The organism is Rhizorhapis sp. SPR117 (assembly GCF_021742065.1).
In genome coordinates, this window is record NZ_JAKKIE010000012.1 from 51,159 (window position 1) to 77,604 (window position 26,446).

Here is a 26,446-nt window from a genome sequence, read left to right on the forward strand (position 1 = left end):
ATCGCGGCAGAAGCATGCCCAGGATTGCGTGGCTTCGCTCGCTCTATCAATGAAAGTCATGGCTGCGGACGCGCAGAATCTCTTCTTGCTCGGCTGCGCTGCCACAGGGCGGCGAAGCCAATACACGGCCGCGCGGGCTCCATGCGGGATCGCGCGGATCGGGACCGCCGCCATTCTTCGAGCCATCGCCGCGTGCTTGCGCCACCGCGAAATCCATTCGCCCGATCGAACGGAGCATGGCGTTATGGTCGGTGATGCGGTCGCAAATGATGTGGATGATCTCTCCCTCCTTCTGGAGGCGCCCTCTGATCGCGATCATCGAAGCGGACATGACCTGTCGGCGGTAGATCTCGAACCGATCGGGCCAGAGGATGCCGTTGGCGATGCCGGTCTCATCCTCGATCGTTACGAACAGCACGCCCTTGGCTGAACCGGGGCGCTGTCGAACAAGGACCACGCCGGCGACCTCGACATTGCGGCCATCGCGGATGGTCGGGAGATCGACACATCGCGCGATCTTCATCGCGTCGAGCTGGCCGCGCAGGAAGCTCACCGGATAGCCGCGCAGCGAGAGCTGGAGCGCACGATAGTCCTCGACCACTTCGCGGCCATCGCTCATCGGGCGGAGCGCCACCAATGGCTCCAGCCCTTCGGGGCTGAACTTGGCGTCGCGCTCGTCGGCCGCCACGAACAGCGGCAGCGGCGCTTCGCCCAGACCCTTCACCTTCCACAATCCCTGCCGCCGGTTCTCGGCGATGCAGTGGAAGGCATCTGCCTCGGCCAGTCGCTCGATCGCAGCGCGCGGCACAGCGGCGCGGCGCCATACTTCCTCGACGCTCTCATAGGGTGCCGGCCCGCGCGCGCCGACGATCGCCGCACCGTGAAGATTGGCGAGCCCGCGCACCTGCCGGAACCCGAGCCGCACCGCCATATAACGACCGCCGGTCGCCTCGAGCGTGCAATCCCAATGGCTGTCGTTGATCGACACCGGACGCACCTCGATACCGTGGTTGCGCGCGTCCTTCACGATTTGCGCGGGCGCATAGAAGCCCATCGGCTGCGCATTGAGCAAGGCCGCGCAGAAGACGTCGGGATGGTGATGCTTCACCCAGCATGACGCATAGGCAATCTTGGCGAACGATGCGGCGTGACTCTCGGGAAAGCCATAGCTGCCGAATCCCTCGATCTGCTTGAAGGTGCGCTCCGCGAAGTCTTGTGGGTATCCGCGCTCCACCATGCCGCCGACGAGCTTGTCGTAGAAATGGCTGACGCCGCCGGTGAGCTTGAACGTCGCCATTGCGCGGCGCAGCTGATCGGCCTCGGCGGGCGTGAAGCCCGCACCCACGATCGCGACCTTCATCGCCTGCTCCTGAAACAGCGGCACGCCCAGCGTCTTCTCGAGCACGGCGCGGAGTTCCGGCTTGGGGTATTCGGGCTTCTCCTTGCCTTCGCGGCGACGGAGATAGGGATGGACCATATCGCCCTGGATCGGTCCAGGCCGGACGATCGCGACCTCGATGACCAGATCGTAGAATTTGTTCGGCTTGATCCGCGGCAGCATCGACATCTGCGCACGGGACTCGATCTGGAAGACGCCCAAGGTATCGGCCTTCTGGATCATCGCATAGACGCCCGGGTCATCGTCCTGCAGGTCGGCCATTCCGACCTTGATTCCCTTCATCTCCTTCAGGAGATTGAAGGCGCGGTTCATGCAGCCAAGCATCCCGAGCCCCAGGACGTCCACCTTCATGAACTTCAAGGCGTCGATATCATCCTTGTCCCATTCGATGATCTGACGGTCTTCCATCCGCGCCGGCTCGATCGGCACGAGGTCGTCCAATCGCTCCTGGGTGAGCACAAACCCGCCGGGATGCTGCGAAAGGTGACGCGGCGTGCCGACGAGCTGGCGGGCCAGCTCGAGCGTCAGCTTGAGGCGGTGATCCTCGGCATTGAGGTTGAGCGAGGCGATCTGTTCGTCCGGGATGCCGTCCATCGACCAGCCCCACACCAGGCCGGTCAGCATCTTGGTGAGATCGCGCGGCAGGCCGAGCGCCTTGCCGACCTCGGCGACCGCGCCGCGCGTGCGGTAGCGGGTGATGACCGCGGTCAGCGCCGAGCGGTGGCGGCCGTAGGTCTCGTAGATCCACTGGATGATCTCTTCGCGCCGCTCATGCTCGAAATCGACGTCGATGTCAGGTGGTTCCTTGCGCTCTCCGCTCACGAACCGTTCGAACAACAGCTCGTGCTTGATCGGATCGATCGAGGTGATGCCGAGCATGTAGCAGACGCAGCTATTGGCGGCCGAGCCCCGTCCCTGACACAGAATGCCGCGCCGCCGGCTCTCGGCGACGATCGCGTTGACGGTCAGGAAATAGGGCGCGTAGCCAAGCTGATCGATCAGCCGCAGTTCGTGATCGATCTGGCCGCGATAGCCTGGGTGAAGGCCATCGGGAAACATCCGCGCGGCGGCTTCCTCGGTCAGCGCGGCGAGCGCTTCCTGCGCCGTCCGGCCGGCCATCACCTGCTCATAGGGATATTGATACTGGATCTCGCCAAGGTCGAACCGGCATTGCGCGGCGATATCGGCGCTTGCCTGGATCGCATCGGGGAAAGCCGCGAACCGACGCTCCATCTCGGCCGGCGCCTTCAGGTCACGGTCCATATGCCGCTCGCGCCTGAACCCGAGCGCATCGATGGTGGTCTTCTCGCGGATCGCGGTCATGACGTCCTGCAACGGCCGCCGCTCGGCCGCGTGATAGAGGACATCGCCGGTCGCGACGCCGCGCATCCCCGCATCGCGGGCCATTGCATCGAGTCGGTGCAGTCGCTCGGCATCGTCCGGCCGGCGCCGCAGCGACAGCGCCAGATAGCCGCGCGCGCCGAACACCTCGCGCAGCTCGCCAAGATGCGCGGCGGTCGTGTCGTCCGGCAAGTCCGGCACGAGGATCGCGATCAGCCCGTCGGCGTGGGCGACGACGTCGCTCCAGTCGAGGATGCAGCAGCCCTTGCCGCCGCGTGTCTTGCCCGCCGTCAGCAACCGGGTGAGCCGCGACCAGGCCGGGCGTGTCGTGGGGTAGAACAGCAGCGCGCGGCCATCGGTCAGCTCAACCCGCGCACCGGGAATCATGCGGACGCCGGTCGCTTTTTGCCCTTCCCAGCCCCGGACGACGCCGGCGACGCTCCCCCAATCGGCATGGCCAAGCGCCTTATGGCCCTGCAACGCCGCCGCGGCGAACAGCTCCTCGGGTGAGGACGCGCCGCGCAGGAACGAAAAGTGGCTTGTGACCTGAAGCTCGACGTAGACCGCCATCAGCCGAACAGCCCGTGCATGTACCAGGAGAGATCGCCGGTCGGCGCGTCCACACCATCACCGCGCCGGAACAACCAGAAACGCTCGCCGCCTTCCGCCTCGACCCGGAAATAGTCCCGGATTGCCCACATCTCTTGGGGTTTGCGCCACCATTCGCCATGAATCCTCTCGGGACCGTCGCCGGCGACGACGCGATAGCGCTTGCCGCGCCAGACGAAGCGGCGGGGCGGATGGTCGGGCAGCAGCGCGACGACTTGTCCCAGCAGCTCGGGCCGACGCAGCAGCCGCGCCGGCCGCTTCCATGCCGGCCATCCGGTCGGGCACGCGAGCGCGTCGGCGCGGCAGGCGGCGCGCTCGGGAACGTCGCTTTCCTGGCTGCCCACGCGGAACAGGGCGGCGTCGCCGACGCGGCCGGCGAGCTGATCGACCAAGGGCGCGAGATCGGACGCCTGGGTCTCACCACCAAGTCGGGCACCCAGCGCGTGCGGGAACAGGTCTTCGACGCGCGGCGCTGCGAGCGCCATCGCCTCGATTCCCAGTCCCGGCTCGATCCGCTCGACCCGCATCCCCAACATACGCTTGAGATGCTTCGCATCGCGCGTGGCCCTGGCGGTGCCGAGGCCGATGTGCTGCGCCTCGCCATCGACCCGAACGCAGGTCAGCACCGCCGCGCGCAGGCCGAGCCCGCGTGCCTGGAGCAGGCCCACCATATCGTCGACGAGATCGCCGATGACCTGCGTAATCGCCTCAGCCGTGCCGATCGGTTCGAGCAGCCGACGTGCGACGTGCGGTTCCTCGAATGGCACGACCGGCACGATCGGCTCAGCCACAGCCCCGCGCGCCTGGTCGAGCCGCTGGACCGTCGCGACGCCCAACCGCCGCGCGAGCGGGCCGCGCGGCATCGGATACAGGTCCGCGACCCGCTCCAGCCCGAACCGGGCGGCGGCGGTCAGCGCCTCCGGGGCCAGGCGCAGGGCGGCGAGTGGCAGTTCGGCGATCGCCCGCGTTTCGGCGCCGGGCGGCAGGACGGTAATGGCGTCTCCGCCATAGCGCGCGAGCGCATGCGCCGCGCCCGGCGTACCGGCGATCGCGATCGTGGCGGTGAAGCCGAGCCTGCGCAGGAAAGCGAGCAGACGCCGACAGAAGCGCTGTTCGCCGCCGAACAGGTGGGTGGTGCCGGTGAGATCGAGCCACAGTCCGTCCGGTGCGGCGACGCTGGCGGTCGGCGTCCAGCGACCGATCGCGTGCAGAGCAAGCCGATCGAGCAAGGCGCGGTCCTTCTCGCCTTCGGCATCGCGTACGTCGAGATCAGTGACAAGCGCGCGGGCGTGGGCGGCGGCCATGCCAGGCCGCAGGCCCAGGTCCAGCGCGAGCGGGCAGGCCGCGGTGACGACATCGCGTTGCCCGACGCGTTCGATCAGGATCACCGGCCTGCCGAACGTCACCACCGCCGGCTGCAGCCATCCCGGCGCATAATCCGGCGCGCCCTCATCGGGCGGCATCGCCCTGAACGGATGTTCGACTGGCTCGCTGCGCCGTCCCATCTGCTGCATGGTAGGGCGCTGGTGCTTGGGGAGCGCGTCGATCTCGGCCTGGCGCGGCCCCTGCCCAATTGTGTCGTCGCGCGCCCAGCGCGCACCGGGGCGCCAGCCGCCGCCGCGTGGTGCCGAGCAAGCGCCGGGATCGTCGTCAATCGGTGGTAACACCACCTGCGGGAGGGGGACCAGCTCAGGCGGCTTGGCTGGCCGCTCCGACCGGCGCAGCCGCTCGATCGGGAGCTGCGGCAGGTAGAGCGAGGCGACCCGTGTCATCACAAGCATCAACTTCAAGAGAAAAAGGATTGCCGTTCCGCTGGCGGATCAGCTCGACCAACCAGCGGCCCCGGCCGACGCCGGGATAGGGAAGCCGTGCCGACGAGATGCAGCCGATGCGCCAGCGCGTCATCGCCGAGGATGGCTGCTCGAGCGGGCAGCGCTCGCGCGACCGATGGCGCCGATAGAGCAGCATCGGCGTCTTGCCGTCCGACGCGGCAAGCTGGAGCCGCCGCGTGGCGGTCTGGTCGGCCGCCTTTATCTCGGCGATCACGCAAGCAAGCGAACCGTCGCGCAAGCCATCCTCGGCGAGCGCGAGCACGTCGCTGTCCTTGCGGCCCTGGGCATACAGGACGCGATCGGGGCGAAGCCCGACCTGTTCGAGGCCCGGCGCATAGAGATCGAATCGGGTCAGCGCCCACAGCACCGTAGATCCTGGCTGGCCTGCGAACCGGGCGGCGATTCCGGCCGCGAACAGCGTCGCCGCGGCGTCATCGCTCAGCGCGGAGCTGGCGGCCGCGATCTCGTGCAGGCCGGCGCCGTCGAGACCGCGATCGGCCAACCGGTCGTCGAGCGCCGCGAGTTCGAACGCCAGCACCGGCCCGCGCGGGGCGTGCGCCTGCGCAAGCTGCGCGCGAAGTGCGGCAAGCTGTTCGGCGCGAGGCCGATCGATTGGGGCGGGTTGCATGGACATCAGTCACGTCGACTCTTTCGTTCCTATTATGTTCCAATGAGTCGGAGGATTCGTCAAGGCTGCTGATTCCGATCAGCTCGCCGAGTATCGATGCGCGCAAGATCGTCGTCGCTCCGCGTGCAACTCGCTTCACAGCGCAGCGCGGGGGCCGACGCCTCGGGGGCCGCGCCTGCCGGCGCTCGCCCCGATCCGGGAGTTGGGGGGCCGGGAGTAATCCCGGCCCCCTTTTCGTCCACCATAGTCGGCCGAAACTATGCTGCAGATCCGGGTCCCCCCCCGCACGCTAGCGGCCCCGGGAGCGGGTTTGGCTTGGGTTTGGGGATCGACTATTTTTCCGATCCCGCCACGACAGGTGATCGCGAGCGTCTTGCCTTCGGCCAGGTCGCCGGTCTTGCCGGAGAAAGCGGAGCTGATGGTCGATCCGCTTGCCGCCTACGAGGTGCGTGGCGGTCTTGGTGTCGATGGCGACGATCGGGCCGGTATAGGTGCCGTCGTCTGCCGGGGCCTCGGCCGCCGACTTTTCGGCGGCCGTGGGGACGTAGAGGCCCCTTAGAAGCTCCGTGCCTCGATCTTCGCCTGTTCGTCGGGGTTCGTCGCCAGGCGCTTCGCCGCTTCCGTCAGACTGGCGTGCCACGCGCGCGTCCCGCGCCGCGATGGGCTGGCCTCGCGCTTGGCGCTCGAAGTCGTCGGAGCCTCGTCCCTCTCGCCTGATGCGACAGAGCTGGTCGAATAATCTCTGCTCGGTCGATCCACGGCTTAGTTCCTCCTGCCAGTGTTTGAGCCCGTCCCCTATATCATAAGATCGTGGGTTCGTCCGGTGCAGTATATCGTGGACCTGTATTTCCACCCCATCGCCGAACTCGGCGTGAATGGCCTCTAGCCCTGCCGGCGTTCCGTCTTGGATTCGCGCCATTGTTGCGATCGACGCGCCCCGGCCGATCCGCTCGAACCGCTTTAGTGTGTTCTCGAAAGCATCGTTTTTCTAGACGCGCACCATTGCGGACATATGGTAGGGCATCCGCCGTCTCACCGACGGCCTCAACAGGCGGCGCGGGATAGGCGCTATTCGGCAGGAGGTTTCAATGCAGATTGCAGTTCTGACGTTCGATGGCTTCAACGAGCTGGATTCGTTCGTCGCTGCCGCAATCCTGAACCGTCTAAAGGCGAAGGGCTGGGCGGCGCATATCACATCCCCAACAGAGCAAGTCACGTCGATGAACGGCGTCACCATTTCCCGCCAGCGCCCGATTGAATTCGCGGCCGAAGCTGACGCCGTGCTGATAGGCAGCGGGATTAAGACGCGCGAGATTGCCGCCGACACCGAACTTCTGTCACGCTTCAAGCTCGATCCCTCGCGCCAGCTCATCGCCGCGCAATGCTCGGGCACACTCCTTCTCGCCAAGCTCGGCCTGATCGGCGGTTTGCCAGCCTGCACGGACCTGACCACAAAGCCGTGGGTCATCGAGGCGGGCGTGAAGGTGCTCGATGCGCCATTCGTGGCGCATGGGAATGTGGCGACTGCTGGCGGGTGCCTCGCGTCGCAATACCTAGCGACGTGGATGATCGCGCGCGGGGCCTCGCTGCGCGATGCCGAAGAGGCCATGCACTACGTCGCGCCGGTTGGTGAGAAGGCGCTATATGTCGATCGGGCGATTGCGGCCGTCTCGCCGTTCCTCAGTGCCGATCGGTCGCTCGCGGCCTGACGCGGCGATCGGATCAACCTTGGGCTGGGAGCTGCACTCGCTTTACACCACGGCCGTCTTTCCCGAGGCCGTCGCATGGGCGCTGTGATGCTTCAGGGCACCGGCTCCGATGTTGGCAAGTCGGTCCTCGTCGCCGGGCTATGCCGCGTCCTTGCCAATCGCGGACTAGCGGTTCGGCCCTTCAAGCCGCAAAACATGTCCAACAACGCTGCGGTAACGATCGATGGCGGCGAGATTGGTCGTGCCCAGGCCACACAGGCGATCGCGTGCCGGGTCGAACCAACGGCCGATATGAACCCCGTGTTGTTGAAGCCCCAAGCCGACCGGACTGCCCAACTCATCGTCCACGGGAAAGTGCGAGGCACACTCGCGGCCGGCAATTTTCGCGAAGCCCGCGCCGCTCTGTTGGACGATGTGCTGGCGAGCTATCGGCGTCTGCGCGCGCAATGCGATATCGTGGTGGTCGAGGGTGCCGGTTCCCCCGCCGAAATCAATCTGCGCGCAGGCGATATCGCCAATATGGGTTTCGCCCGCGCGGCTTCCGTGCCGGTCATCCTGGTTGGCGACATCGATCGCGGCGGGGTGATCGCGGCAATCGTCGGCACGCGCGCGGTGATCGATCCCGAAGACGCGGCGATGATCCACGGATTCCTCATCAACAAGTTTCGCGGTGATCCCGCGCTTTTCGAGGACGGTTATCGCGACATCTCGCGCCTGTCGGGCTGGCGCGGCTTGGGCGTGGTGCCCTGGCTCGCCGATTGTGCGCGGCTGCCAAGTGAGGATGCGGTCGTGCTGGAAAAGCAGGGCGCGCTCACCTCCGACAGATTGCTGATCGCCTGCCCCATCACGCCGCGTATCTCCAATTTCGACGATCTCGATCCACTCAAGCTCGAACCGGGCATAGAACTGGCGATGATCCCGCCAGGCCAACCGATCCCGGCCGAGGCTGCTTTGATCGTGCTGCCGGGTTCCAAGGCGACGATCGCCGATCTCGCCGCGATCCGGCGCGAAGGCTGGGATATTGATATCCTCGCCCATCGCCGTCGTGGCGGCGCGGTGCTGGGCCTGTGCGGCGGCTATCAGATGCTCGGCAAGCGGATCGCGGACCCGTACGGCATCGAGGGGCCACCCGCGGACGTGGCGGGCCTCGGGCTGCTCGATGTCGAAACTGTGCTCGCAGGCGACAAGGCGCTGCGGCGGGTTTCGGGCGAGGCGCTGGGCGAGCGCTGCGAGGGATATGAGATACACATCGGCACGACCTTCGGCTCCGACACGGCGCGCCCGCTCGTGCACCTCGATGATGGGCGGAGTGATGGTGCGATGAGCGCCGACGGCCTGGTCTCGGGCACCTACCTTCACGGGCTGCTGGCGGACACACGGCAACGCGCGGCATGGGCCGCGCGGCTTGGCGGCAAGGGTGGGGGCGTCGATTATCACGCCTCGGTTGATGCTGCGCTTGATGGCCTTGCCGCCGAACTCGAACGGCATATCGATATCGATGCGATACTCGCCCTTTCAGCCTAGCAGACCAAGGCCAACAGCAGCCTCGCTTCGCTTCTAGCTGGCACCGGCATAGGCCGGTTCGGCAATCCGGCCGGCCTTGTCGTCCAGCTCGGCGCGCGCGAGTCGGACCCCAATGCCGACCTTGCTCAACGTGTGGGGGATCGGCGGGCTGAACTTGGAGACGCCGACCGAGATGGTCTCGATCGCGGGGAATTGGCGGAGCAGGCCGATCGCGACCGCCTCGCCAAGCGCTTCGAGCGTCTGATATTTGGCCTCGCCCGCGAGCGCCACGACCGCATCCACCACGCCGTCATAGCGGATCGACCCGCTCAACTTGTCATCCCGATGGGTCGTCGTCGGCGCCAGCGTCGCTTCCACATCGAAGCTGAATTTCTGCCCGAGGCTGCGTTCTTCCTCGAACAGACCGTGATAGCCGTAGGTCTGCAAGGCGGTGATCTGGATGGTGGTCAACATAGCGGTCCGTCGCTTGAAGGTGGATCGGATTTCCCGATTGCCCAGGCGCGGGGCTCGACCGCTCGCGCTTCCCGATGGTGCTCCATCTCAATCGCCAGTCGCGCGAACGCGGTTTACTAGCGCGCCGCAACAAGCCTCTCAACTGCAATGGTGTCGGCCGCTCTTGCCGACTTTGTGGCTGGCGTGGCATCAACGGCCCATGACGAAGCCGACTCTGAGCCTTAGCGCGGTCTGGTGGCGCTCCCTTTAGGGCGCGGCATGTCGTCATATTTGCGACCATCGCCGCCGTGCTCGGGGCGATGGTTGAATCAGCAAAACGTCACCTGTCACGGCGGTCCCGTCTCCGACGCCACGGCGGATATGGAGCCCGCCGATCACGCGAATGGGCTGGAAACCGCCGCGCGCCTGTGCGCGTGCATCATGGATACGGAGGCGGTCGGCGCCGCCCTCGCGCCGTGGGCCGGAACCCGCTCAACCGGCCAAATAGGCATTGATGTATGCTAGGCGGGGATATGGCTGAAAACGATCTGATGGCCGATCCCGGCATAGTGGCGACGTGGATAAAAGGTTGGACCACCGCCCGCGAGACGCCGGCCCCCGTCGGATCTTTGTTCAGGCGTTCTAGGCCTCAGCCTATGCGGCCTATCGGCAATGAATTAAGCACATGCACGTCCTACTCGATCACATTCCCCATCATTTGCGGGCGTGTTGGAACAGCCGGCGGCACGCTCCCGAAAAGGAAGGGTGCCTGCCTCTGAACCGGGTGCGTCCTGTTCGCGGTCCTGGCCGCACGTATTGAACACTGATCCTTGGGCCTTTCGTCGCGCGCCATACCCATCGCGGCGATGGTCGGGGCAGGCAGGGAAGCCCGACAATGGAAACCGTGCCCGAACGCACTATATGCTTCATACGGCCCGCTGCTCTGCCCCCGAGCAACGAGGCCAACCACCCCCGGCGGCGGCCATCCCCCCCTTGCGCTACCGCCGGGGGACCATATTTGGTCCACCGTAGTCGACCGCGACTATGCGAGCTCGAGAAACGAGTTCGCCGCCGCGCAGCGGAAAAAGGGGCCGCTGAACGGCCCCCTTCCCTGCCCGCCATAGTCGCTTTCGACTATGCGGGATCTGGCGCGCGCGCCGCGCTCGTCAACCGCGCCCCGTGACAAAGAACATCAACAGCGAGCCCGCGCCGGCCAGGATGAAAAACCAAGCTCCGATCCGGCCGAACCTCTCAAGGGTCCGGATCAGCAGCGAATGGCCGTAGGAGCTGAACTCCTGAACGCCCGCCATATTGCGCCGCTTGAACGCGCGCTTGTTGGTCCAGAAGATGATGGCGACGCCGATCGCCAGAAACACAAGACCCATAACCAAACGCATGGGTTATCCCTTCCTGCCGTAGTCTTGGCGGCTCGCTGCACTCCCGAATCTCTCGGAAGCTGATGCGTCTAACGCCGCACCTGTCCAGCAACCCCGCCATATCCGGGTCCAGCAATGCCACAGCATCATGGACCCGTATGTCCGCGTGCCGATGATCGTAGCCGCGTAGTTCCTCGCCATCGTGAACCGGATGCGCGAATAGCTCGGTAACGCCGCCAGGCAGCGCCGGGCCGGCCTCTAGCAGCACGTCCCGCGTTCGCCTCGGCACAGTGAGCGAAGGCTTGCCGGCCATGGTCAGAGCATCGCCGCCTGTGCCGGAGCGGGCGGATAGACTCGCGTCACGAGCAGGCTACCCTTGGGCAATGCGCGAAGCACGTCGTGCGCCGGAACATCCGGATCGAGCCAGCCGGACCACTGATCGCGGGGGAGCGGTATGACCTGGCGACTGTGGTAGGGAGCGACATCCTCCCCCGGCTCGGTCGTCAGCATGGTGAAGGCTTCGCCGATCTCGGTATGCTCCCGCCAGATGCCGGCGATGCAAAACCAGGGATGATCGCGCAGCGTGAACAGCCACTTTGTCTTGCGCTTCTGGCCGGGCTGCTCGGGCCTCGTATGCTCGTAGAATCCGTCCGCCAGGATCAGGCAGCGATGCGAAGTGAAGTCCCGGCCCTCCGACCGAAAATTATACACCGGCTTGCCGTTCGGGCCCGGCCAGCTCCAGCGCCGGTTGACCAGTTCTCCCGCGCCGCGTGTTCCTTCGACACTCCGCACGATCGGGGCGGTATCGCTGATCCTGATGTCCTCGCGGGCCGCAACGTTCGGCGTGCCCTCGGGCGTGCTGATCTTGATCTTGAGGTTGTCGAAATCCTCGACGATCGAAGCGATGTCGACCTCCAGCCGGTAATCGTTACACATTCGCCCTCCTGTCGCAGCCGCTGCTTGCCGTTAGCCATCGTTCCCTGTATGTTCCGGCCATGGACTCAAAGCCCCTCCCTTTCGATTCGGATGCTCCACTTGGGGCACGCCGTGCCATCATCCGGCGCAATCCCGAGACGATGCAAGAAATCGAGATGCTTGAGGCGACCTGGGGTTCCAATCCCCGGTTCAGCGACGGCACGCCATTCCGCTTCGTGCGTTCCGAAGGCCGCACATTTCCAAGCCAACGCTGCCTGATTCCGGCCTCGGAATTCCAGATGACGGTCGGCGACAAGCGGTATCGCGTTACTCTCGACGGCGGCAACTTCTTCTATCTCGCCGGCATCTGGGAGCCTGCGATGGGCGAATGGCCGCTCTGCTACCGAATCGTCACGGTGCCTGCGAATCCCGAGATTGCCCGCTACCAGGAGCGGCATGGCGCGATCATCCACCGACGCCAGGTGATGCAATGGCTCGACCATCAGATGCCCGAAATTGATCTTCTCGAGGCACCGCCTGCACGAACCTTCCTCATCAAAGAGATAATGGACGGCCCGCGTCAGGCCGCGCTGGCGCTATGAGCGGCGCTGCTTTTTGACACTCCTGCATCGCGCAGTTCGGGAATGGGCATGTCGATCTAGTAGTGCCCAGATTGAATTTTCATATCCCGACGCGTGCCGGCGGAATGCTCACGACGCGAGGTCAGCCTGGGGCTACGGTGTCGAACATTCCGATTGATCTTCCCGCAGGGTGCGCGCGCTGCTCCCGGGTGCTAGTCGTCGCCTATGGCCAGGTTCACGAACAAGCGCATCCTGATTACCGGCGGCACCAGTGGTATGGGGCTCGCTGGCGCCAAGCGCATCGTCGCCGAGGGCGGCGCAGTCATAGTCACCGGCCTGGACGCATCGCGAATCAGCGGAACTCGCAGATGCTTGGGCGAGAGCGGACAGGTTCTCTTCAACGACGCGGCTGATCCCGCTTCGCCGGACGCGTTGGCGGATGCGGTACGATCAGACGGTGGACTGGATGGTCTGTGGCTGAACGCTGGCTATGCCGCCCTCGGTGCGCCTGAAGAGATGGAGGCTAGCGCGTTTGACCGGATGATGGCGGCGAACGTCCGAGGGCCGATGCTCCAGCTCGCAAGCCTGTCGTCCCTTCTCAGCGCCGGCGGTTCGGTCGTGGTCACGTCTTCCTCATCCACCTACGAAGGAGCGGCTTCAACCAGCCTCTATGCCGCCACCAAGGGCGCCATCGTTGCGATGGCGCGATCGTGGGCCACGGCGCTCGCGCCGCGCGGAATCCGCGTCAATGTTTTGGTGCCTGGGCCAATCGAGACAAATTTCCGCCATTTCCTGCCGGAAGAAGCCAAGCGGGGCTTTGAACAATTCGTCATCGGGCAGGTGCCGCTTGGACGCGCTGGAACCGCTGCTGAGGCGGCAGCGGTGGCCCTTTTCCTTCTGTCTGACGATGCCTCTTATGTCACCGGAAGCCAGTATGCGGTCGACGGCGGATTAGTGATGCAGTAGCGCCCACTCGCGCCCCACTAGCCGTCATGAATCAGCGACCCGATTACCGGGATAGCGAACGCGAGGCACCCAAATGCAGGAGCATCTCCACGATCCCAAGTTCGACGAGCACCCGGGCTCGTACACCGAAAAGGATCCCGAGGATTGGGTGTCTGGCAACGGTCGCATGACCGGCCCGCAGGCCGACGTTGTGCGAAGAGGCACAGGTCGAGCCACCGTCCCGCGATCTGAGCAAAGCGGACGCATCCAAGCTGTTGATGACCTCAAGGCAAAACTCGGCCGCTAGGGCGGCGATCGGCGGCAAAGCCAACCGACCACATCGCCGCTAGCCAAGACGCGATAAGGCATCCGCCGATCCGCTCCCGACGCTTAGCCGACCGCGCTCTCGTGGTCCGAACGCGTCGGAATGCGTGACTGAACCTTGTCCTGCTTGGTGACGCGCGTCGGTTCGGGATCGCCGCCCAGCGCCGTCTTTTCCTCATCCTCGCTGCCGATATCGATTGCCAGCGTACCGCCGCTGCTGCCCGACTGGGATGGCGTGCTGGGTTCAGCATTGAGGTCGCCATCGTCGCGTCCGCTGCCTGCCAAGTTCTTACCGGGCATCCTGATTCTCCTGCTATCTCGATTAGCGTTCACAACACCGGCACGGCGATTGCGATCCCGCCTGAGGGATGAGCCGTAGCAGCGGCTCGGCGCGCCGCAGCGAGCCGATGGAAACCAGAGCGCGCGTCAAGGGTTCTCGAAGACGGGGCAATGAAGGAGTCGAACAATGCCCCAGGGCGACAAGAGCAGCTACACCGACAAGCAAAAGCGCAAGGCCGAGCATATCGAGGAAGGATATGAAAAGCGCGGCACGCCCAAGAAGGAAGCGGAGAGCCGCGCCTGGGCGACGGTCAACAAGGAATCCGGCGGCGGCAACAAGTCGGGATCGGGTCGCGGCAAGAAGGACACGCACGTCTCATCATCGCGCGGCGGACGCGCTCACAAGTCCGGCTCGGCCGAACAGCGCTCGGCGGCCGCCCGCAAGGGGTGGGAGACGCGGCGGAGGAACGCTGGCGGCAAGTGAACCCACCGCAGGCGTGACTCGATCGATTCCCTGTCGCCATAGCCTCGTTCACAAAGCTCAGGCGCATGCGCCTCGGGCTACCTCGTCAGTGAGACCGACCGTATCGGCCCGGAAACGGGCATGTCGTGGCAGGCTATCGCTTGTCCCGAACCAGGCGATGCGACTTTGTACCCAGATATGGAATCCCGGCGCGACCGCCTCCGGCCACTCGAGCGTCGCGATCGTGAAATCGATCGTATCCGGCTGGTGGGTGACCCGCATGGTGAGCGGCGTCCCGCAGGCGCCGCAGAATCCGCGTTCGCCAAACTCCGAGGACAGGCGGACAAAAGGCTCGCCGCTGGTGACGTGATAGTCTGCCAGCGGGACGGTCGCGAACGCCATGACCGGCGCCCCGCTCATCAGCTGACAGATGCGACAGTGGCAGTATCCGGCATCGAATGGGGGCGACAGCAAATCATAATGGATCGCGCCGCAGGCACAGCGGCCGGTCAGCGGGAGGGCATCTTCGCAGATATCGTCAGTTGTCACCGGCCCGCTCCTGTTCGTGCCAATGCTCGGTAAGGACGCCCGACGCGCCGGCAACGGGATCGTGGTTCGGGATTGCGAGGGCGTGCATATGGCGGCGCGTCTCGGCCGACGGCGCATCTCGGCGGATGTCCCACCCCTGACCTTGCGGATAGGCCCCGACCACGAGAAAGTCGTCACTGACATCGAGGCGGCGATGCCCGGTGCCGACGGGCAGAACGAGCGCATCGCCGGCGCTGACGGCAATCTTGCGGCCCCCGGGGCCGCCGAGCATCAGCGTCCCCGAGCCTGCGGCGATGCCGAGCGCCTCATGCGCGGTCGAATGGTAATGATGGTAGTCATAGACGGTGTCGCGCCACTGTGGCGGCCAACCATGATCGGCGAACATCTTTTCGAATTGCTGCGCCGCTTTGTCACCCTCGGTATGGACCACGCCACGATAAACGAGAACCGGCAGCCGATCATTGTTCGGCACCCAGCCATTCTCATGGAGGAGGAACTGCTCGGTCTCCATCATAAGTGCTCCTGCGCTGCGATCTTTCGTCGGCGCTTTTGTTTCGCCTCGCCAAGCTCGATCCACACCGGCGCATGGTCGCTGGTCTTCTCCCAGCCTCGCGCCCGCGTGTCGACCTCCGCTGCGACAAGCCTGGCAGCGGCTGCCGGGTTGAGCAGAAAATGGTCGATGCGCAGGCCCGCGTTCCGCTCGAACGCGCCGCGCCAATATTTCCAGAAGGTGTAGATCGTGTCGCGGGGATGGAGATGCCGGATGGCGTCGGTCCAGCCCTGGTCGAGGAGCCGCTGCCAGGCCGCCCTAACCTCTGGCGCGAACAGCGCGTCTTCGCGCCACCGCTCGGGGGCATAGACGTCGATGTCGGTCGGCATCACGTTGTAGTCGCCCGCGACGATCACCGGCGCGTCAAGATCGATCAGCGTTCCCAGATGCTCGTGCAGCCGGTCGAACCAGCGCAGCTTGAAGTCGAATTTGGAGCCAGGACGCGGATTGCCATTCGGAAGATAGAGCCCGGCGATCAGCACGCCGCCCACCGCCGCTTCGATATAGCGGCTTTGCACGTCGTCGGGGTCGCCAGGCAGGCCGCGCCGGGTCTCGTGGATTTCGCCGACGCGGCTCAGCAGCGCGACGCCGTTCCAGCGGCTCTGGCCGTGCCAGATTGCCTGATAGCCGGCGGCGCGGATCGCATGCTCTGGGAAATTCTCCTGCGGCGCCTTCAACTCCTGCAAACAAACGATGTCGGGCTCCGCGAGGTTGAGCCATCGCAGCAGCACTGGCAACCGGCCATTGACGCCGTTCACATTGTATGTGGCGATCTTCACAGGTCCGGGAGTTCCTGGTCGGCGCGTCCCCAAGCTGACAACGCTCTGGACCTTGCCCGCTTCAACAATTCCTTCGCGTCGCCGACATGGAAATGCGAGGGCTTGTCGATCGTTTCCATTTCCTTCCATGTGATGGGCGCCGCGACCGGCGCGCCCTCGCGCGACCGCGCGCTGTAAGGCATCACCGCCGTCGCGCCGCGCTGGTTCCTCAGATAGTCGACGAAGATGCGGCCCTTGCGCTGCGCCTTGGGCAGAGCGGCGGTGAAATGCGCGGGGTCCGACTGCGCCACCGCCTGGGCAAGCCGGTGTGCGAAGTCCTTGACCTCGGGCCATTCGGCGCGGGGCGTGAGCGGCGCGATGACATGGACGCCCTTGCCGCCGGTCAGCATCGGGAAGGTCTCCAGGCCTATCGATTTCAGAATGTCGCGGAAATGGAAGGCCGCGGTTCTCACATTCTCGAAATCCAGACCCTCGTCCGGATCGAGATCGAACACCAGCCTATCGGCCTTCTCGACATCCTCGATGCGCGCGCCCCAACCATGGAATTCAATCGTGCCCATCTGGACGCAGGTCATCAGCCCTTCGGGCGTGTCGATGTAGAGGTAGGGCTCCTCGTGGCCGTCTTTCTCCATGATCCGGATGTGGTGGACGGCATCGCCGAAGCTGCCGGCATCATGCTTCTGGAAGAAGCATTTCCTGGCGCGACCCTGCGGGCAGCGCACCAGGCTGATCGGCCGCGAGCCGGTCCAGGGCAGCATGATCGGGGCCACCGCGTCATAATAGTCGGCAAGCTGTCCCTTGGTGATGTTGCTCTCGGGATAGATGACGCGCTCTCGATTGCTTATCTTCACCAGCGACGATGCCGGCGCGGTCGCTTCCTCGACCGGCGCTTCGGTCTCGAGCACGACCGCTTCGGGCTTCTTGTCCTCGCGCAAGCCGAGATAGCTCGGATGCCGAAGCGTGCCTTCGTTGGTCATCTCGGTATAGGCGATCTCGGCGACCAGCGTTGGCTTCAGCCAGTGCGCGCCGCGGACCTCGGCGCGCGGCGCCTTCAGGGTCGGATCCGTCTGCTTCATGATCTCCATCAGCCGGAACAGCTCGGCCGTGTCGAAGCCAGTCCCGACCTTGCCGGCATAGCGAAGCTCACCCTTGTCGTGGACGCCGAGGATCAACGAGCGGAACGAGCGCGATTTGTCCGATGGGGTCCAGCCGACGATCACGAATTCCTGGCGCTTGATGCACTTGGTCTTCAGCCAGCCACCCGAGCGCGCGCCGACATATTTGCCGGTTACGAGCTTGGAGACAACGCCTTCGAGACCGGCGGCGCAGAAGCTGCTGAGCAGCTTCTCGCCGCTGCCGACGATATGATCCGAAAAGCGGATCCGGTTCTTGGACCTCTGCAGGATCGCCCGAAGCTTTGCCTTGCGGTCGACAAGCGGGAGGCCCGTCAGGTCCTCGCCGTCCAGCTCGAGCAGATCGAATGCATAATAGTCGATGTTGCCCGGCGCGCCCTTGAGCGCGCCTTGCAGCGCCTGGAAGCTCGATCGCCCTTCGGCATCGAGCACCACCGCCTCGCCATCGATCAGCGCCGAGCCGACTTTGAGCTTGAGCGCGTCCGCGAGGATGCCCGCGAAGCGATCCGACCAGTCGAGCCCCGAGCGCGTATAGGCGCGCGCCTCGCCACCACCGATCGCGACCAGGGTCCGGTAACCGTCATATTTCATCTCGTGCAGCCAACGGTCGCCCGAGGGAACGACGTCAACGAGCCGCGCGAGCTGGAGGGGCCGGAATGGAGGTGGGCCGGCGCGAGCGACGGATCGGGCTGTCGTTCGACCGCCGCGATCCGCAGCTCCCTGGCGCGCAATTGAAGTGAGCGTTCTTCCCATCACTCCAAGACTCGATTCGACCGCCAATCGTTCCCCTTTGTCGACGACGCAGAAACTCTCCGGAATCGAGGACGTTGAAGCTGCGGCAACAAGGAGGCCGAAATGGCAGACGACAAGACAGTTCGAGCGCCCCAGGACAGCGCGCGCATTGCCATGGGTGAGGATTACGAAGTCGAATATTGGACCGAAAGGTTCGGCATCAGCCGCGAGAAACTTCAGGAAGCCGTCGAAACGGTCGGCAACAGCGCTACCGCGGTAGAAAAATATCTCAATCGTTAGAATGTGCGTCGACGATCGATGCAGGACGGAGCCAGCACCGATCGTCGTCGCCGGCATGGAAGACCCTGTTAAATTGACTTGCCATCGGCTATGACCTCATGGGGGAGCCGAGCAAGTTATGGCGTTTACGATAGCCTTTGCCTTTGTACCTATTGGCTTACTCGTGCTTTGGCGCCGCCAAAGGAAGAATGCCGCCGGCATCATGAAGAAAATCGACGAAGCCTTGGCCAACGCACGTCAAGAGCAAGATCCGGACCGGAGTTTTGATATCGTCCGGGCCAAGCACGAGACGCGGCATTAATGCCGGTGGCTTCGAGACACGATTAGGAAAAGCCCCCACCGCATCAGGTTCGACAGGGCCTGCTTCCCTGTTTGCCATCGCCGGAACGCTATGCGCCCCAGGTCGCAAACAATCCGATCGCCGCAAGCGTCATAACAGCGGTCGCTGTCCAGCCGACGATCTTCAGTCCAAAGGGAAGCCTGAAATCCCCCATGGCGGGACCGTGGCTCGACAGATGCATCATCAGGGCCATGACCGGAACGGCGACGACCCCATTGATAACCGCGCTCCAGAAAAGCGCCTTGATCGGATCGATAGGGCTGACATTCAGCACCACCCCGAGGAGCGTTGCGATGGCGATGGCGGCGTAAAACGCCTTCGCGCGGCCTGGCCGGCGCGCTAGGCCCACATGCCATCCGAATGTCTCGCCCAGGGCATAGGCAGAGGACCCAGCCAGCACCGGCAATGCCAGGAGCCCTGTGCCGATAATGCCCACCGCGAAGACGAGAGAGGCAAAGCGACCGGCGATCGGCCGAAGCGCCTCCGCGGCTTCTGAGGAGGTCTGGATGTCCGTCACGCCCTTGGCATGCAGCGTCGCGGCGACGGTCACGATGATGAACAGGGCGACCGCGTTCGAGAGCGCCATCCCGACAAAGGTGTCGATCCGAATCCGCCTGAATTCTACATCGGCCTCCTGCGGAGCACGCTCCAGGGGCTTCGCATGGCTGCGCTCCCGAACTTCGTCGACCTCCTCCTCGGCTTGCCAGAAGAACAGATACGGGCTGATCGTCGTGCCGAGGATCGCCACAACCGCGGTCATATAGCTCGCGGATAACGTGATGTTCGGAACGACCAGACTATGCGCGACGGTGGTCCAGGGAACATGCACGACAAAGGCGACGCCGACATAGGCGAAGAGCGAGAGCGTCAGCCATTTCAGAATGGAGACGTAGCGGGAATATTGCGAGAAGACCTCCAGCAGCACGGTGACCAGCCCGAAGCCCGCCACATATACGAGTGCCGGCCCGCCGATGAGGAGCTTGAGCGCGGCGCCCATTGCGCCGAGATCGGCGCCGATGTTGATGATGTTCGCGATCACCAGCAACGCCACGATGCCGTAGCCGACCCCGGCGGGATAATGTCGCCTCAGATTACCCGCGATACCTCGGCCGGTAACGCGCCCGATGCGCGCGGCAATCTCCTGGATCGCGCACATTAGCGGCCAGCTGAAGAGCATTACCCAGCTCAGGCCGTAACCGAATTGCGCACCCACCTGGGAATAGGTTGCGATGCCACTCGGATCGTCGTCCGACGCCCCGGTTATGAGACCAGGACCCAATACCTTCAGCAGCTTGGGTCGCTCGGGTTTTTCTATACTGGCGTCAGCGCTGAAAGAGTCCAAGTCCCGTCCTTTAATCTGGTGGCCTCCGCCACGAATAAACGGTTCAGCGCAGCGCCCAACTTAGAAGGACGGCTCAGCCATCAGGGTCAAGAGCGATTTTTGCCAGGGAATATCCAGATACCCATCCGTCAGCCAGAAGTTCAATCCAGCTGGTCCACGTTCCCCTGAACTAGTGCGGTTCGCCACGGAAAGCGCCGTGCGCGCGAAGGATCGCAAGCGCTTCTTCCACGCGGCCGCCACACTGGATGACAAGCACCGCGCGCCCGGCCTTGAGGTGGTTTTCAGCAGCTTTGGCCTGCGCTTCGGAAATCCCAAAACCGATCAGGGAACCCGCCACGCCGCCCAACGCGCTGCCCGCGATCACCCCCGTCAGAGTTGCGGCCAGCGGACCCGCTGCGATCATCGGGCCGATCCCAGGCACCGCGAGCACACCGATTTCCGCCAGCAGACCGCCCAGGCCGCCAGCAGTCGCTCCGATGCCGGCCCCGCGCTCCCCGCCCGCCTCAATGGCCTCATCGACGTTGTCGTCGCGCGGTTTGTTTACGTCTTGGTCGGTCGGAGACTGTATGAACAGGCTTATATCGCTGGCCGAAAAGCCGGCGGCGGCGAGAGCGGCGATCGCAGCTTCAGCCTTCTGTCGCGACGGAAGGATGGCGATCTCGCTGACCCGCCGTGGTTCCTGGCTCGCCTCGTTCATCCATCTCTCTCCCATCAAGGGAGGACGTTAGAATGCTTCGATCATCGAGGCCACTCATTCGATCGACGCATCGGGATCCTCGACGATCAGCGCATAGCTTTTGGTGCCGTCAGGTGCGCCCGACCAGTCGAGCGCCGGGCGAGACATTGCCATGCTCCTTCGCAAACCGTTCGGGCAAGTTCCCGCCATTGGGGAAACTGCGACGAAGCGCTCGAGCACGGTTCCATTCGTGGCTCGGGCGCTACCGCATGCTGTCCGATATGATCGGAGGAATAGGGCAATTGCCCATTAGCTCAGTGACTGCCTGGGCCAATCAGTCGACCGTACGCAATCTCGTCGGCAGAGGTCGCCCCGCTGCTTGAGAACGGGGTAAGCGGATGCCTCGATGAGATGGCTGCTGATGCGCTTGATATCGCGGAGCGCGTCGAGATGAAGCGCGCTGGTTTCAACCGTCTCGACATTGCCAGAGCGCAGCCGTTCGAAATGGGCGGCAGTTGCTTCCTCATCGATACGCCGGAACGCCTGCTTCTCAGACGCAAGTTCGCGCGCCGCCTTTGGATCACCGCTCAGAAATACGGTGGTCGAGCTTCGCAGCGTCGTCAGCAGGCGATCGATCTGCGAAATGAGGTCGGCCGTGCCTTCAGCCGAGAAAGCAACTCCGCGCCGGAGCTGGCGGCTGGCGATGCCAAGCAGCCCGCGGTCGATCAGGTCGCCGGCCTGCTCGAGATTGATCGAGAAGGTCAGGATGCGCGCGAGCCTTCGACCGCCCTCGTCGTCGAGGCTGCCGGCATCGATCGCGAGCAGATTCTCTTTGATAGCGCGGTTGAGATGATCGAGCCGATCGTCGAGCGTGCGTGTCTCGGCGATGTGCCGGCGGTCGGGACGCGCGAGTGCCTGCCTGAGGCCAAGCAGCATCTGTTCGAGTATATCGGCGAGACGCAACGCCTCGCGGGTTGCGCCGCCAAGCGCGCTCGCGGGCGAGTGCCCCTCTCCTACCGGTTCGAGATAGCGCGGCGCATCGGGGGATCCCTCGTCGGGCCGTGCGGGAAGCATGCGCTCCAGCAGCCGGGCGAAGGGACCGAGCAGCGGGAAGAAGAACAATGCGAGCGCCATATTCAGGCCAGTGTGGAAATTGGCGATCGCCCGCGCCGGGTTGGCCTCGATGCCCGTTACGAGCGGAGGGATCAGCGGAAAGACCGCCAATACCAGAGCGACGCCAATGAAGCGGTTGATCAGGTTGCCCACGGGTAGCCGGCGGGCGGCGGGATCGCGTGCCGTGCCTTCGAGCACCGGATTGATCGCCGAGCCCAGATTGGCGCCAAGCGCCAGCGCGATCCCGGCGGGCACGGAGAGCACGCCTTCCGTGGTGAATGAGATGGCCAGCAGCACAACGGCCACGCTCGAATGCGCTGCCCAGGTCATCAGTGCGCCAAGCACGACCAGAAACACGATGTGGCCGGAGAGTGCGGTCAGAAAGGCGCGCGTCATAGGATTGGCAGCGACAGGCTCGAGCACCACCAGGAACTCGTGGAGCGCGAACAGGATGAGACCGAGACCGATGAATACCCGGCCGAAGTCTCGCCAGCCGGCTTGTGCTCGGCGGAACAGCAGATAGCCGACGAGCACGAGGATCGGTGCGATGCGCGCGACGTCGAAGGCGAGAAGCTGGACGATCAGCGTCGTGCCGACATTGGCGCCGAGCATCACAGCGAGGCCTTGGATCAGTCCGACCAGCCCCTCGGCCGCGAAGCCCGTGACCATGAGACCTGTGGCGGTGCTGCTCTGGAGGAGCGCGGTGACGCCGAGGCCGGCGAGGAAGGCGCGGAAACGATCGCCGAGATGATGCGCGAGTAGCGAACGGAGCTTTGCGCCCAGCGCGCGCTGCACGCCGGTGCGCACCATGTGAACGCCCCAGAGCAGCAGCGCCGCGATGCCCCCAAGATCGAGAAGGGTCAGCGAAATGCTCGTCGGTTCGACTCCTGTTTCCAACCGCCACTATAGTAGCCACGATCGCAGGATGCGACTTCGCCATTCGGTCAGGTTAGGCCCAGCCGTCGCGACGGGTCGACCAGGCGCCCGGCTCACAGGTCCAGCGGCCCCGTGCCGAAAAAGGTCGGTCTTGGCAGATGTCGCGCCTGACGCATGAGACCCGCGCGGCCTCGTCAATAGTCAGGCAGTTCCCCCATGTAGGAAATCTACCTCGCCTGATTCACGTCCTCGAAATAGGTTTGAGGTGGAATTCTTACTCGTCCCCACTTTGAGGTCGGGAGGACTGCGTAGCCCGAACCTCGCAGCATCGAAGTCGACCGAGGAGATTGCCATTGTCCATCGCTCTGATCGGCGCCTCTGGAGCCGCCGGTTCCCGTATCCTGAAGGAACTTTCCGATCGCGGCCACGCGATTACCGCTATCGCCCGTCACCCCGAAAAGATCGCTGATCTGCCGAATGTCACCGCACGGCGTGGCGATGTGAACCGCCCCGGGATTGCCGGAGGCCATTCGGGTTAAATTACGCGGCGATGGGAGTGTCGTCCAGCATGGCGTAGTAGCGCTCCTCCGCTTCGGCAGGCGGTATATTGCCAATGGGCGCGAGGAGCCGGCGGTTGTTGAACCAGTCTACCCATTCGAGCGTGGCGTATTCAACGGCCTCAAAGGATCGCCATGGACCTCGTCGGTGGATCACCTCTGCCTTGTAAAGGCCGTTGATTGTCTCGGCCAAAGCGTTGTCGTAGCTGTCGCCTACACTGCCCACCGATGGCTCGATCCCAGCTTCGGCAAGGCGCTCGGTATACTTGATCGAGACGTATTGGCTGCCGCGGTCGCTGTGGTGGATCAGACCGCCGCGATGGACAGGACGCCGATCGTGGATCGCCTGTTCGAGGGCATCCAGCACGAAGCTGGCGTGCGCCGTCCTGCTCACCCGCCAGCCTACGATGTAGCGGGCATAGACGTCGATCACGAAGGCCACGTAGACGAACCCCGACCACGTCGCGACGTATGTGAAGTCCGAGACCCACAGCATGTTCGGCGCCGGCGCATGAAACTGCCGGCTCACCTGATCGAGTGGGCAAGGCACCGCCTTGTCGCTGATCGTCGTGCGCACTGGCTTGCCACGGATTACGCCCTGCAGGCCAAGATCGCGCATCAGCCGCTCCACTGTGCATCGGGCGATATCGAAGCCTTCGCGCCGCATCTGCCGCCACACTTTGCGCACGCCGTAGACGCCGAAGTTCTCGGCGAAGACGCGCACCACCTCCGGCTTCAACATCTGATCACGCTGAGCACGCGACGATAGCCGCGAGGGATCGCGCCGCTGCGCCAGATGTTCATGGTAGGTGGATGGGGCGATCGGCAGAACCCGGCAGATCGGCTCGACCCCATAATCACTGCGATGCTCGTCAATGAACGCGATCATCGCTTGAACGGGCGGTCGAGCTCCGCCTGGGCAAAATACGCAGATGCCTTGCGCAGGATCTCGTTGGCCTGACGCAACTCGCGGTTCTCACGCTCCAGCGCCTTGAGCCTGTCAGCTACATCGGTGGGCAACCCGGCCCGCTTGCCGCTGTTCACCTCCGCCTTCTTCACCCACTCCAGCAGCGTGTGTCCCGAACAGCCGATCTTCTCGGCAATCGATGTGATCGCCGCCCAGCGGGACGGATGGGCACCTTCGTGATCCAGCACCATGCGGACAGCCCGCTCTCGAACCTCAGGTGCAAACTTGTTCGTCGTCTTGCTCATCGTAGACCCTTCCTCTCAGGAGTTAGGGCCTCCGGCAATCCCGGGGCGGTTCAATGTGCTCGACAAGGCGGGGCTGGTCGAACTGCTGAGAGGCCACGACACGGTAGTGAGCTCGGTCCATTTCACGGCGAGCGATCCCCACATCCTGATCGATGCGGTCAAGGCAGCCGGGGTGAAGCGATACCTTGTGGTCGGAGGCGCCGGCAGCCTCGAGGTGAAGCCGGGCATCGGCCTGATCGACACCCCGGACTTCCCAGAGGCGTATAAGGCCGAAGCGGGCGGTGGCGCAGCCTTTCTCGATCTGCTGCGTCAGGAACAGGATCTCGATTGGACCTTCCTGTCACCATCCTTGCAGTTCTTGCCCGGCGAGCGGACGGGCAAATTTCGTCTTGGCAAGGATGAGTTGCTATCCACCGAGAAGGGGAGCGTGATTTCGTTCGAGGATTACGCGGTCGCTCTGGTGGATGAGATCGAGAATCCAGCGCATCGCCGCCAGCGCTTCACCGTCGGCTATTGAGAGGAGGTTCGCCGCCCATGCCCAATACTACCCCGCTCGCGCTCAGCCCCGAGATTTCAGCGCTGGTTAACGGCGCTCTGGATGCTGGTCAGCCATTGCTTCTGGCCGTCGTCGATGCCGGCCACAAACCCGTTCTGTCGTTTCGGGGCAGCACGGTTGTGTTCAGCGATACCCAGCTCAGCTTCTGGGCGCGTAACGCCGAGGGCGGAACGCTTGAGGCGATCAGGCAGAACCCGCACGTCGCCTTGGCGTATCGTTCGCCGACGGTGCCGGTTCTCCAGTTCATCGGGCGAGCGCGGATCAGCGATGACCCGGCCGAGCGCGATCGCGCGTTCGATCTGTCCAATGAGAAGGAGCGCGAGCGTGACCCGGAGCGGAAAGGCCGGGCGGTGATCATCGACCTCGATCAGGTCACTGGCGTGCTCGGATTCGAGAACGGCGCCCCGATTTTTTGCAATATGGCGCGGACCTGACGAGCAGGTCCGGTCTGCGCCGACGGATCCATTAGCTGCCGTGTGACCTGAGACCGCTCGGACGGGCTCGCCGGGACATTGGCGAGGAGATTGCGGACGGCTTTGAGGACGAAGGCGTCGCAAATCGAGATGAACGGGCTTCGGCGCCATTGCAGACGCGCAAGTCCTCCGCGTCATCGGCCGGCGCTTCCATCGTGCTGATGGGCATCGCGCTTCGCCGTCAGCGCGACCGAGGGATAGCCTAAGCCTCGCGAGGGCTTAGCTCCTGATCTTCGGTGAGGCCTGCCACACGCTCGCCACTGAGCACGCGGGTTAGCGGCGTTTCCACGTTCGCTAAACCCGGCCGGTCGCAGCGAAGGCGCGTGTCCTCTCCGTCCCGGCGCTGGACGTGGGGGAGGATCCGACCGCCCTCGGCCAAAGCTGAAACTTTCTTGCGGTCCCAATCTAAATGACCGGCAAACATGGCGACCCGGCTGAGGATGGCGGTGCTCCCTGCCACCCAATCTCACGAAAAATGGAGCCATCACTGAAATAACTGAACATCTCGGCGCGGCGCGATTGCGCGGCAATGGCGCTCCCCCGGTCCGAAGCGGCTCAACTGGTCGATCGTGCGCGGTGTGGTGGCAGTTGAAGATAACCATGTTGAGGCCCCTCGATCATCGGCTCTTCGATCCAGTCGACGGCTTCGGCTCCGCTGATCCCTTCGATCGAAAATGGTCGGATCGAACGGCTTTCCAACAGGCCCTCGGCATTCGCTGCGACGGACAGGAGGGCAGGAGACGGCAAGCCCAATCCCGGCGTGTGGGCCTGCGCGCCGGCCGAGGAGCCGACCATGCTTCGCCCGCAACGGCTTGGTCGAGAAGTGTCAATCGGCGTCCAAACGGGACCCCCTATCGGCACGCAAAAGGGACCCCCTGTCAGGATGGCGGAACGTTGATGT

At 64.4% G+C, this 26,446-nt stretch carries 29 protein-coding genes, 1 pseudogene, 1 riboswitch and 1 other annotated feature; of the genes and pseudogenes, 12 read left to right on the forward strand and 18 right to left on the reverse strand.

Features of this window, described 5'->3' with window-relative positions:
• Positions 1–46 precede the first annotated feature (46 nt).
• The 3 genes from L3X40_RS06875 to L3X40_RS06885 are packed head-to-tail and all read right to left on the reverse strand — an operon-like array spanning position 47 to position 5,815.
• On the reverse strand, positions 47–3,310 hold the full coding sequence (locus L3X40_RS06875; protein ID WP_237364982.1) for an error-prone DNA polymerase: 3,264 nt from the start codon (positions 3,308–3,310) through the stop codon (positions 47–49).
• Positions 3,310–5,121 carry a DUF6504 family protein gene (locus L3X40_RS06880; RefSeq protein WP_082748573.1) on the reverse strand — a complete coding sequence of 604 codons (1,812 nt, stop codon included), beginning with the start codon at positions 5,119–5,121 and terminating at the stop codon, positions 3,310–3,312. Before L3X40_RS06880 ends, L3X40_RS06875 begins: the two co-directional genes overlap by 1 nt.
• Positions 5,039–5,815 (reverse strand): ImuA family protein, encoded by a 777-nt coding sequence (locus L3X40_RS06885; protein WP_082748571.1) that lies wholly within the window; start codon positions 5,813–5,815, stop codon positions 5,039–5,041. The genes L3X40_RS06880 and L3X40_RS06885 overlap by 83 nt, the downstream gene beginning before the upstream one ends.
• A gap of 391 nt (positions 5,816–6,206) precedes the next feature.
• Here L3X40_RS06885 and L3X40_RS06890 point away from each other — a divergent pair, with 391 nt between their 5' ends.
• A complete protein-coding gene (locus L3X40_RS06890; protein ID WP_237364983.1) occupies positions 6,207–6,368 on the forward strand; it encodes a hypothetical protein in 162 nt (53 codons plus the stop codon).
• On the opposite strand, the gene L3X40_RS06895 is transcribed toward L3X40_RS06890, so the two are convergent.
• On the reverse strand, positions 6,365–6,568 hold the full coding sequence (locus L3X40_RS06895; protein ID WP_145907280.1) for a hypothetical protein: 204 nt from the start codon (positions 6,566–6,568) through the stop codon (positions 6,365–6,367). The genes L3X40_RS06890 and L3X40_RS06895 overlap by 4 nt on opposite strands.
• A gap of 329 nt (positions 6,569–6,897) precedes the next feature.
• On the opposite strand from L3X40_RS06895, the gene L3X40_RS06900 reads away from it, so the two are divergent.
• A complete protein-coding gene (locus L3X40_RS06900) occupies positions 6,898–7,518 on the forward strand; it encodes a DJ-1/PfpI family protein (RefSeq protein ID WP_237364984.1) in 621 nt (206 codons plus the stop codon).
• 75 nt (positions 7,519–7,593) lie between these two features.
• The gene (locus L3X40_RS06905; protein WP_066556842.1) at positions 7,594–9,042 is read left to right on the forward strand and encodes a cobyric acid synthase; all 1,449 of its coding nucleotides are present in this window, start codon (positions 7,594–7,596) and stop codon (positions 9,040–9,042) included.
• A 33-nt stretch (positions 9,043–9,075) separates the two neighbouring features.
• Here the strand turns inward: L3X40_RS06905 and folB are convergent, their stop codons facing one another.
• From folB to L3X40_RS06920, 3 genes are all read right to left on the reverse strand, one after another.
• Positions 9,076–9,495 (reverse strand): dihydroneopterin aldolase, encoded by a 420-nt coding sequence (gene folB, locus L3X40_RS06910; protein WP_066556840.1) that lies wholly within the window; start codon positions 9,493–9,495, stop codon positions 9,076–9,078.
• A 32-nt stretch (positions 9,496–9,527) separates the two neighbouring features.
• Positions 9,528–9,607: riboswitch (ZMP/ZTP riboswitch) on the reverse strand.
• Positions 9,608–10,640: 1,033 nt separating this feature from the next.
• Entirely contained in the window at positions 10,641–10,871 is a 231-nt protein-coding gene (locus L3X40_RS06915) for a molybdenum ABC transporter permease (protein WP_145907278.1), read from the reverse strand.
• Positions 10,872–11,165: 294 nt separating this feature from the next.
• A complete protein-coding gene (locus L3X40_RS06920) occupies positions 11,166–11,786 on the reverse strand; it encodes an SOS response-associated peptidase (RefSeq protein ID WP_066556828.1) in 621 nt (206 codons plus the stop codon).
• 155 nt (positions 11,787–11,941) lie between these two features.
• Between L3X40_RS06920 and L3X40_RS06925 the strand changes: the two genes are divergently transcribed.
• From L3X40_RS06925 to L3X40_RS06935, 3 genes are all read left to right on the forward strand, one after another.
• On the forward strand, positions 11,942–12,367 hold the full coding sequence (locus L3X40_RS06925) for an SOS response-associated peptidase family protein (protein WP_066561673.1): 426 nt from the start codon (positions 11,942–11,944) through the stop codon (positions 12,365–12,367).
• A gap of 204 nt (positions 12,368–12,571) precedes the next feature.
• Positions 12,572–13,312, forward strand: coding sequence for an SDR family oxidoreductase (locus tag L3X40_RS06930; RefSeq protein ID WP_066556825.1), 741 nt, complete (start codon positions 12,572–12,574; stop codon positions 13,310–13,312).
• Positions 13,313–13,385: 73 nt separating this feature from the next.
• Positions 13,386–13,598, forward strand: coding sequence for a DUF3072 domain-containing protein (locus L3X40_RS06935; RefSeq protein ID WP_237364985.1), 213 nt, complete (start codon positions 13,386–13,388; stop codon positions 13,596–13,598).
• An 83-nt stretch (positions 13,599–13,681) separates the two neighbouring features.
• Here the strand turns inward: L3X40_RS06935 and L3X40_RS06940 are convergent, their stop codons facing one another.
• Positions 13,682–13,915: a hypothetical protein gene (locus tag L3X40_RS06940; protein ID WP_066556821.1), complete on the reverse strand. Its 234-nt coding sequence runs from the start codon at positions 13,913–13,915 to the stop codon at positions 13,682–13,684.
• A gap of 166 nt (positions 13,916–14,081) precedes the next feature.
• On the opposite strand from L3X40_RS06940, the gene L3X40_RS06945 reads away from it, so the two are divergent.
• On the forward strand, positions 14,082–14,378 hold the full coding sequence (locus L3X40_RS06945) for a plasmid stabilization protein (protein WP_066556817.1): 297 nt from the start codon (positions 14,082–14,084) through the stop codon (positions 14,376–14,378).
• 57 nt (positions 14,379–14,435) lie between these two features.
• On the opposite strand, the gene L3X40_RS06950 is transcribed toward L3X40_RS06945, so the two are convergent.
• The 4 genes and pseudogenes from L3X40_RS06950 to ligD all read right to left on the reverse strand — a co-directional run.
• Positions 14,436–14,906, reverse strand: coding sequence for a GFA family protein (locus L3X40_RS06950; protein WP_197672812.1), 471 nt, complete (start codon positions 14,904–14,906; stop codon positions 14,436–14,438).
• Positions 14,896–15,420, reverse strand: coding sequence for a cupin (locus tag L3X40_RS06955; RefSeq protein WP_145907274.1), 525 nt, complete (start codon positions 15,418–15,420; stop codon positions 14,896–14,898). Before L3X40_RS06955 ends, L3X40_RS06950 begins: the two co-directional genes overlap by 11 nt.
• Positions 15,417–16,235 carry an exodeoxyribonuclease III gene (xth, locus tag L3X40_RS06960; protein ID WP_066556814.1) on the reverse strand — a complete coding sequence of 273 codons (819 nt, stop codon included), beginning with the start codon at positions 16,233–16,235 and terminating at the stop codon, positions 15,417–15,419. The genes L3X40_RS06955 and xth overlap by 4 nt, the downstream gene beginning before the upstream one ends.
• Positions 16,232–18,100, reverse strand: a pseudogene (gene ligD, locus L3X40_RS06965) (DNA ligase D); the annotation flags it as partial. The pseudogene ligD and the gene xth, both read right to left, overlap by 4 nt.
• Positions 18,101–18,223: 123 nt before the next feature.
• Between ligD and L3X40_RS06970 the strand changes: the two are divergent.
• Both L3X40_RS06970 and L3X40_RS06975 read left to right on the forward strand, forming a co-directional pair.
• A complete protein-coding gene (locus L3X40_RS06970) occupies positions 18,224–18,400 on the forward strand; it encodes a DUF3606 domain-containing protein (protein WP_082748565.1) in 177 nt (58 codons plus the stop codon).
• A 118-nt stretch (positions 18,401–18,518) separates the two neighbouring features.
• The gene (locus L3X40_RS06975) at positions 18,519–18,701 is read left to right on the forward strand and encodes a hypothetical protein (RefSeq protein ID WP_066556810.1); all 183 of its coding nucleotides are present in this window, start codon (positions 18,519–18,521) and stop codon (positions 18,699–18,701) included.
• 88 nt (positions 18,702–18,789) lie between these two features.
• On the opposite strand, the gene L3X40_RS06980 is transcribed toward L3X40_RS06975, so the two are convergent.
• The 4 genes from L3X40_RS06980 to L3X40_RS06995 form a co-directional block, all read right to left on the reverse strand.
• Positions 18,790–20,082 carry an NRAMP family divalent metal transporter gene (locus L3X40_RS06980; protein ID WP_066556809.1) on the reverse strand — a complete coding sequence of 431 codons (1,293 nt, stop codon included), beginning with the start codon at positions 20,080–20,082 and terminating at the stop codon, positions 18,790–18,792.
• A gap of 169 nt (positions 20,083–20,251) precedes the next feature.
• A complete protein-coding gene (locus L3X40_RS06985; protein WP_066556808.1) occupies positions 20,252–20,779 on the reverse strand; it encodes a hypothetical protein in 528 nt (175 codons plus the stop codon).
• A gap of 54 nt (positions 20,780–20,833) precedes the next feature.
• On the reverse strand, positions 20,834–20,926 hold the full coding sequence (locus L3X40_RS06990) for a hypothetical protein (protein WP_236036272.1): 93 nt from the start codon (positions 20,924–20,926) through the stop codon (positions 20,834–20,836).
• A gap of 141 nt (positions 20,927–21,067) precedes the next feature.
• Positions 21,068–22,768 carry a Na/Pi cotransporter family protein gene (locus L3X40_RS06995; RefSeq protein ID WP_197672699.1) on the reverse strand — a complete coding sequence of 567 codons (1,701 nt, stop codon included), beginning with the start codon at positions 22,766–22,768 and terminating at the stop codon, positions 21,068–21,070.
• 332 nt (positions 22,769–23,100) lie between these two features.
• Between L3X40_RS06995 and L3X40_RS07000 the strand changes: the two genes are divergently transcribed.
• Positions 23,101–23,286, forward strand: a complete 186-nt coding sequence (locus L3X40_RS07000; protein ID WP_066556805.1) for an NAD(P)H-binding protein — start codon at positions 23,101–23,103, stop codon at positions 23,284–23,286.
• A gap of 1 nt (position 23,287) precedes the next feature.
• Here the strand turns inward: L3X40_RS07000 and L3X40_RS07005 are convergent.
• Positions 23,288–24,516, reverse strand: a protein-coding gene (locus tag L3X40_RS07005) for an IS3 family transposase (protein WP_145907272.1) whose coding sequence is annotated in 2 segments (ribosomal slippage) — positions 23,288–24,228 and positions 24,228–24,516 — 1,230 coding nt in all. Because the reading frame shifts where the segments join, the coding sequence is not laid out codon by codon here.
• Positions 24,119–24,235 (reverse strand) — a sequence feature (AL1L pseudoknot). (Overlaps the previous gene by 117 nt.)
• Positions 24,517–24,571: 55 nt before the next feature.
• Here L3X40_RS07005 and L3X40_RS07010 point away from each other — a divergent pair.
• Together L3X40_RS07010 and L3X40_RS07015 are read left to right on the forward strand one after the other, a co-directional pair.
• Positions 24,572–25,033 carry an NAD(P)-dependent oxidoreductase gene (locus tag L3X40_RS07010; RefSeq protein ID WP_237229769.1) on the forward strand — a complete coding sequence of 154 codons (462 nt, stop codon included), beginning with the start codon at positions 24,572–24,574 and terminating at the stop codon, positions 25,031–25,033.
• Positions 25,034–25,050: 17 nt separating this feature from the next.
• Complete coding sequence (locus L3X40_RS07015; protein WP_066556797.1) at positions 25,051–25,506, forward strand: pyridoxamine 5'-phosphate oxidase family protein; 456 nt, start codon at positions 25,051–25,053, stop codon at positions 25,504–25,506.
• A gap of 594 nt (positions 25,507–26,100) precedes the next feature.
• Here L3X40_RS07015 and L3X40_RS07020 read toward each other — a convergent pair.
• On the reverse strand, positions 26,101–26,446 hold a 346-nt coding region (locus tag L3X40_RS07020), incomplete at its 5' end, for a hypothetical protein (RefSeq protein WP_237364987.1).

Bases quoted from the DNA above. Each gene is read 5' to 3' on its own strand.
- L3X40_RS06875 (WP_237364982.1), bottom strand. From the start codon at position 3,310: ATGGCGGTCTACGTCGAGCTTCAGGTCACAAGCCACTTTTCGTTCCTG.
- L3X40_RS06880 (WP_082748573.1), bottom strand. From the start codon at position 5,121: ATGACACGGGTCGCCTCGCTCTACCTGCCGCAGCTCCCGATCGAGCGG.
- L3X40_RS06885 (WP_082748571.1), bottom strand. From the start codon at position 5,815: ATGTCCATGCAACCCGCCCCAATCGATCGGCCTCGCGCCGAACAGCTT.
- L3X40_RS06900 (WP_237364984.1), top strand. From the start codon at position 6,898: ATGCAGATTGCAGTTCTGACGTTCGATGGCTTCAACGAGCTGGATTCG.
- L3X40_RS06905 (WP_066556842.1), top strand. From the start codon at position 7,594: ATGGGCGCTGTGATGCTTCAGGGCACCGGCTCCGATGTTGGCAAGTCG.
- folB (WP_066556840.1), bottom strand. From the start codon at position 9,495: ATGTTGACCACCATCCAGATCACCGCCTTGCAGACCTACGGCTATCAC.
- L3X40_RS06915 (WP_145907278.1), bottom strand. From the start codon at position 10,871: ATGCGTTTGGTTATGGGTCTTGTGTTTCTGGCGATCGGCGTCGCCATC.
- L3X40_RS06920 (WP_066556828.1), bottom strand. From the start codon at position 11,786: ATGTGTAACGATTACCGGCTGGAGGTCGACATCGCTTCGATCGTCGAG.
- L3X40_RS06925 (WP_066561673.1), top strand. From the start codon at position 11,942: ATGCTTGAGGCGACCTGGGGTTCCAATCCCCGGTTCAGCGACGGCACG.
- L3X40_RS06930 (WP_066556825.1), top strand. From the start codon at position 12,572: ATGGCCAGGTTCACGAACAAGCGCATCCTGATTACCGGCGGCACCAGT.
- L3X40_RS06935 (WP_237364985.1), top strand. From the start codon at position 13,386: ATGCAGGAGCATCTCCACGATCCCAAGTTCGACGAGCACCCGGGCTCG.
- L3X40_RS06940 (WP_066556821.1), bottom strand. From the start codon at position 13,915: ATGCCCGGTAAGAACTTGGCAGGCAGCGGACGCGACGATGGCGACCTC.
- L3X40_RS06945 (WP_066556817.1), top strand. From the start codon at position 14,082: ATGCCCCAGGGCGACAAGAGCAGCTACACCGACAAGCAAAAGCGCAAG.
- L3X40_RS06955 (WP_145907274.1), bottom strand. From the start codon at position 15,420: ATGATGGAGACCGAGCAGTTCCTCCTCCATGAGAATGGCTGGGTGCCG.
- L3X40_RS06970 (WP_082748565.1), top strand. From the start codon at position 18,224: ATGGCAGACGACAAGACAGTTCGAGCGCCCCAGGACAGCGCGCGCATT.
- L3X40_RS06975 (WP_066556810.1), top strand. From the start codon at position 18,519: ATGGCGTTTACGATAGCCTTTGCCTTTGTACCTATTGGCTTACTCGTG.
- L3X40_RS06985 (WP_066556808.1), bottom strand. From the start codon at position 20,779: ATGAACGAGGCGAGCCAGGAACCACGGCGGGTCAGCGAGATCGCCATC.
- L3X40_RS06990 (WP_236036272.1), bottom strand. From the start codon at position 20,926: ATGTCTCGCCCGGCGCTCGACTGGTCGGGCGCACCTGACGGCACCAAA.
- L3X40_RS07015 (WP_066556797.1), top strand. From the start codon at position 25,051: ATGCCCAATACTACCCCGCTCGCGCTCAGCCCCGAGATTTCAGCGCTG.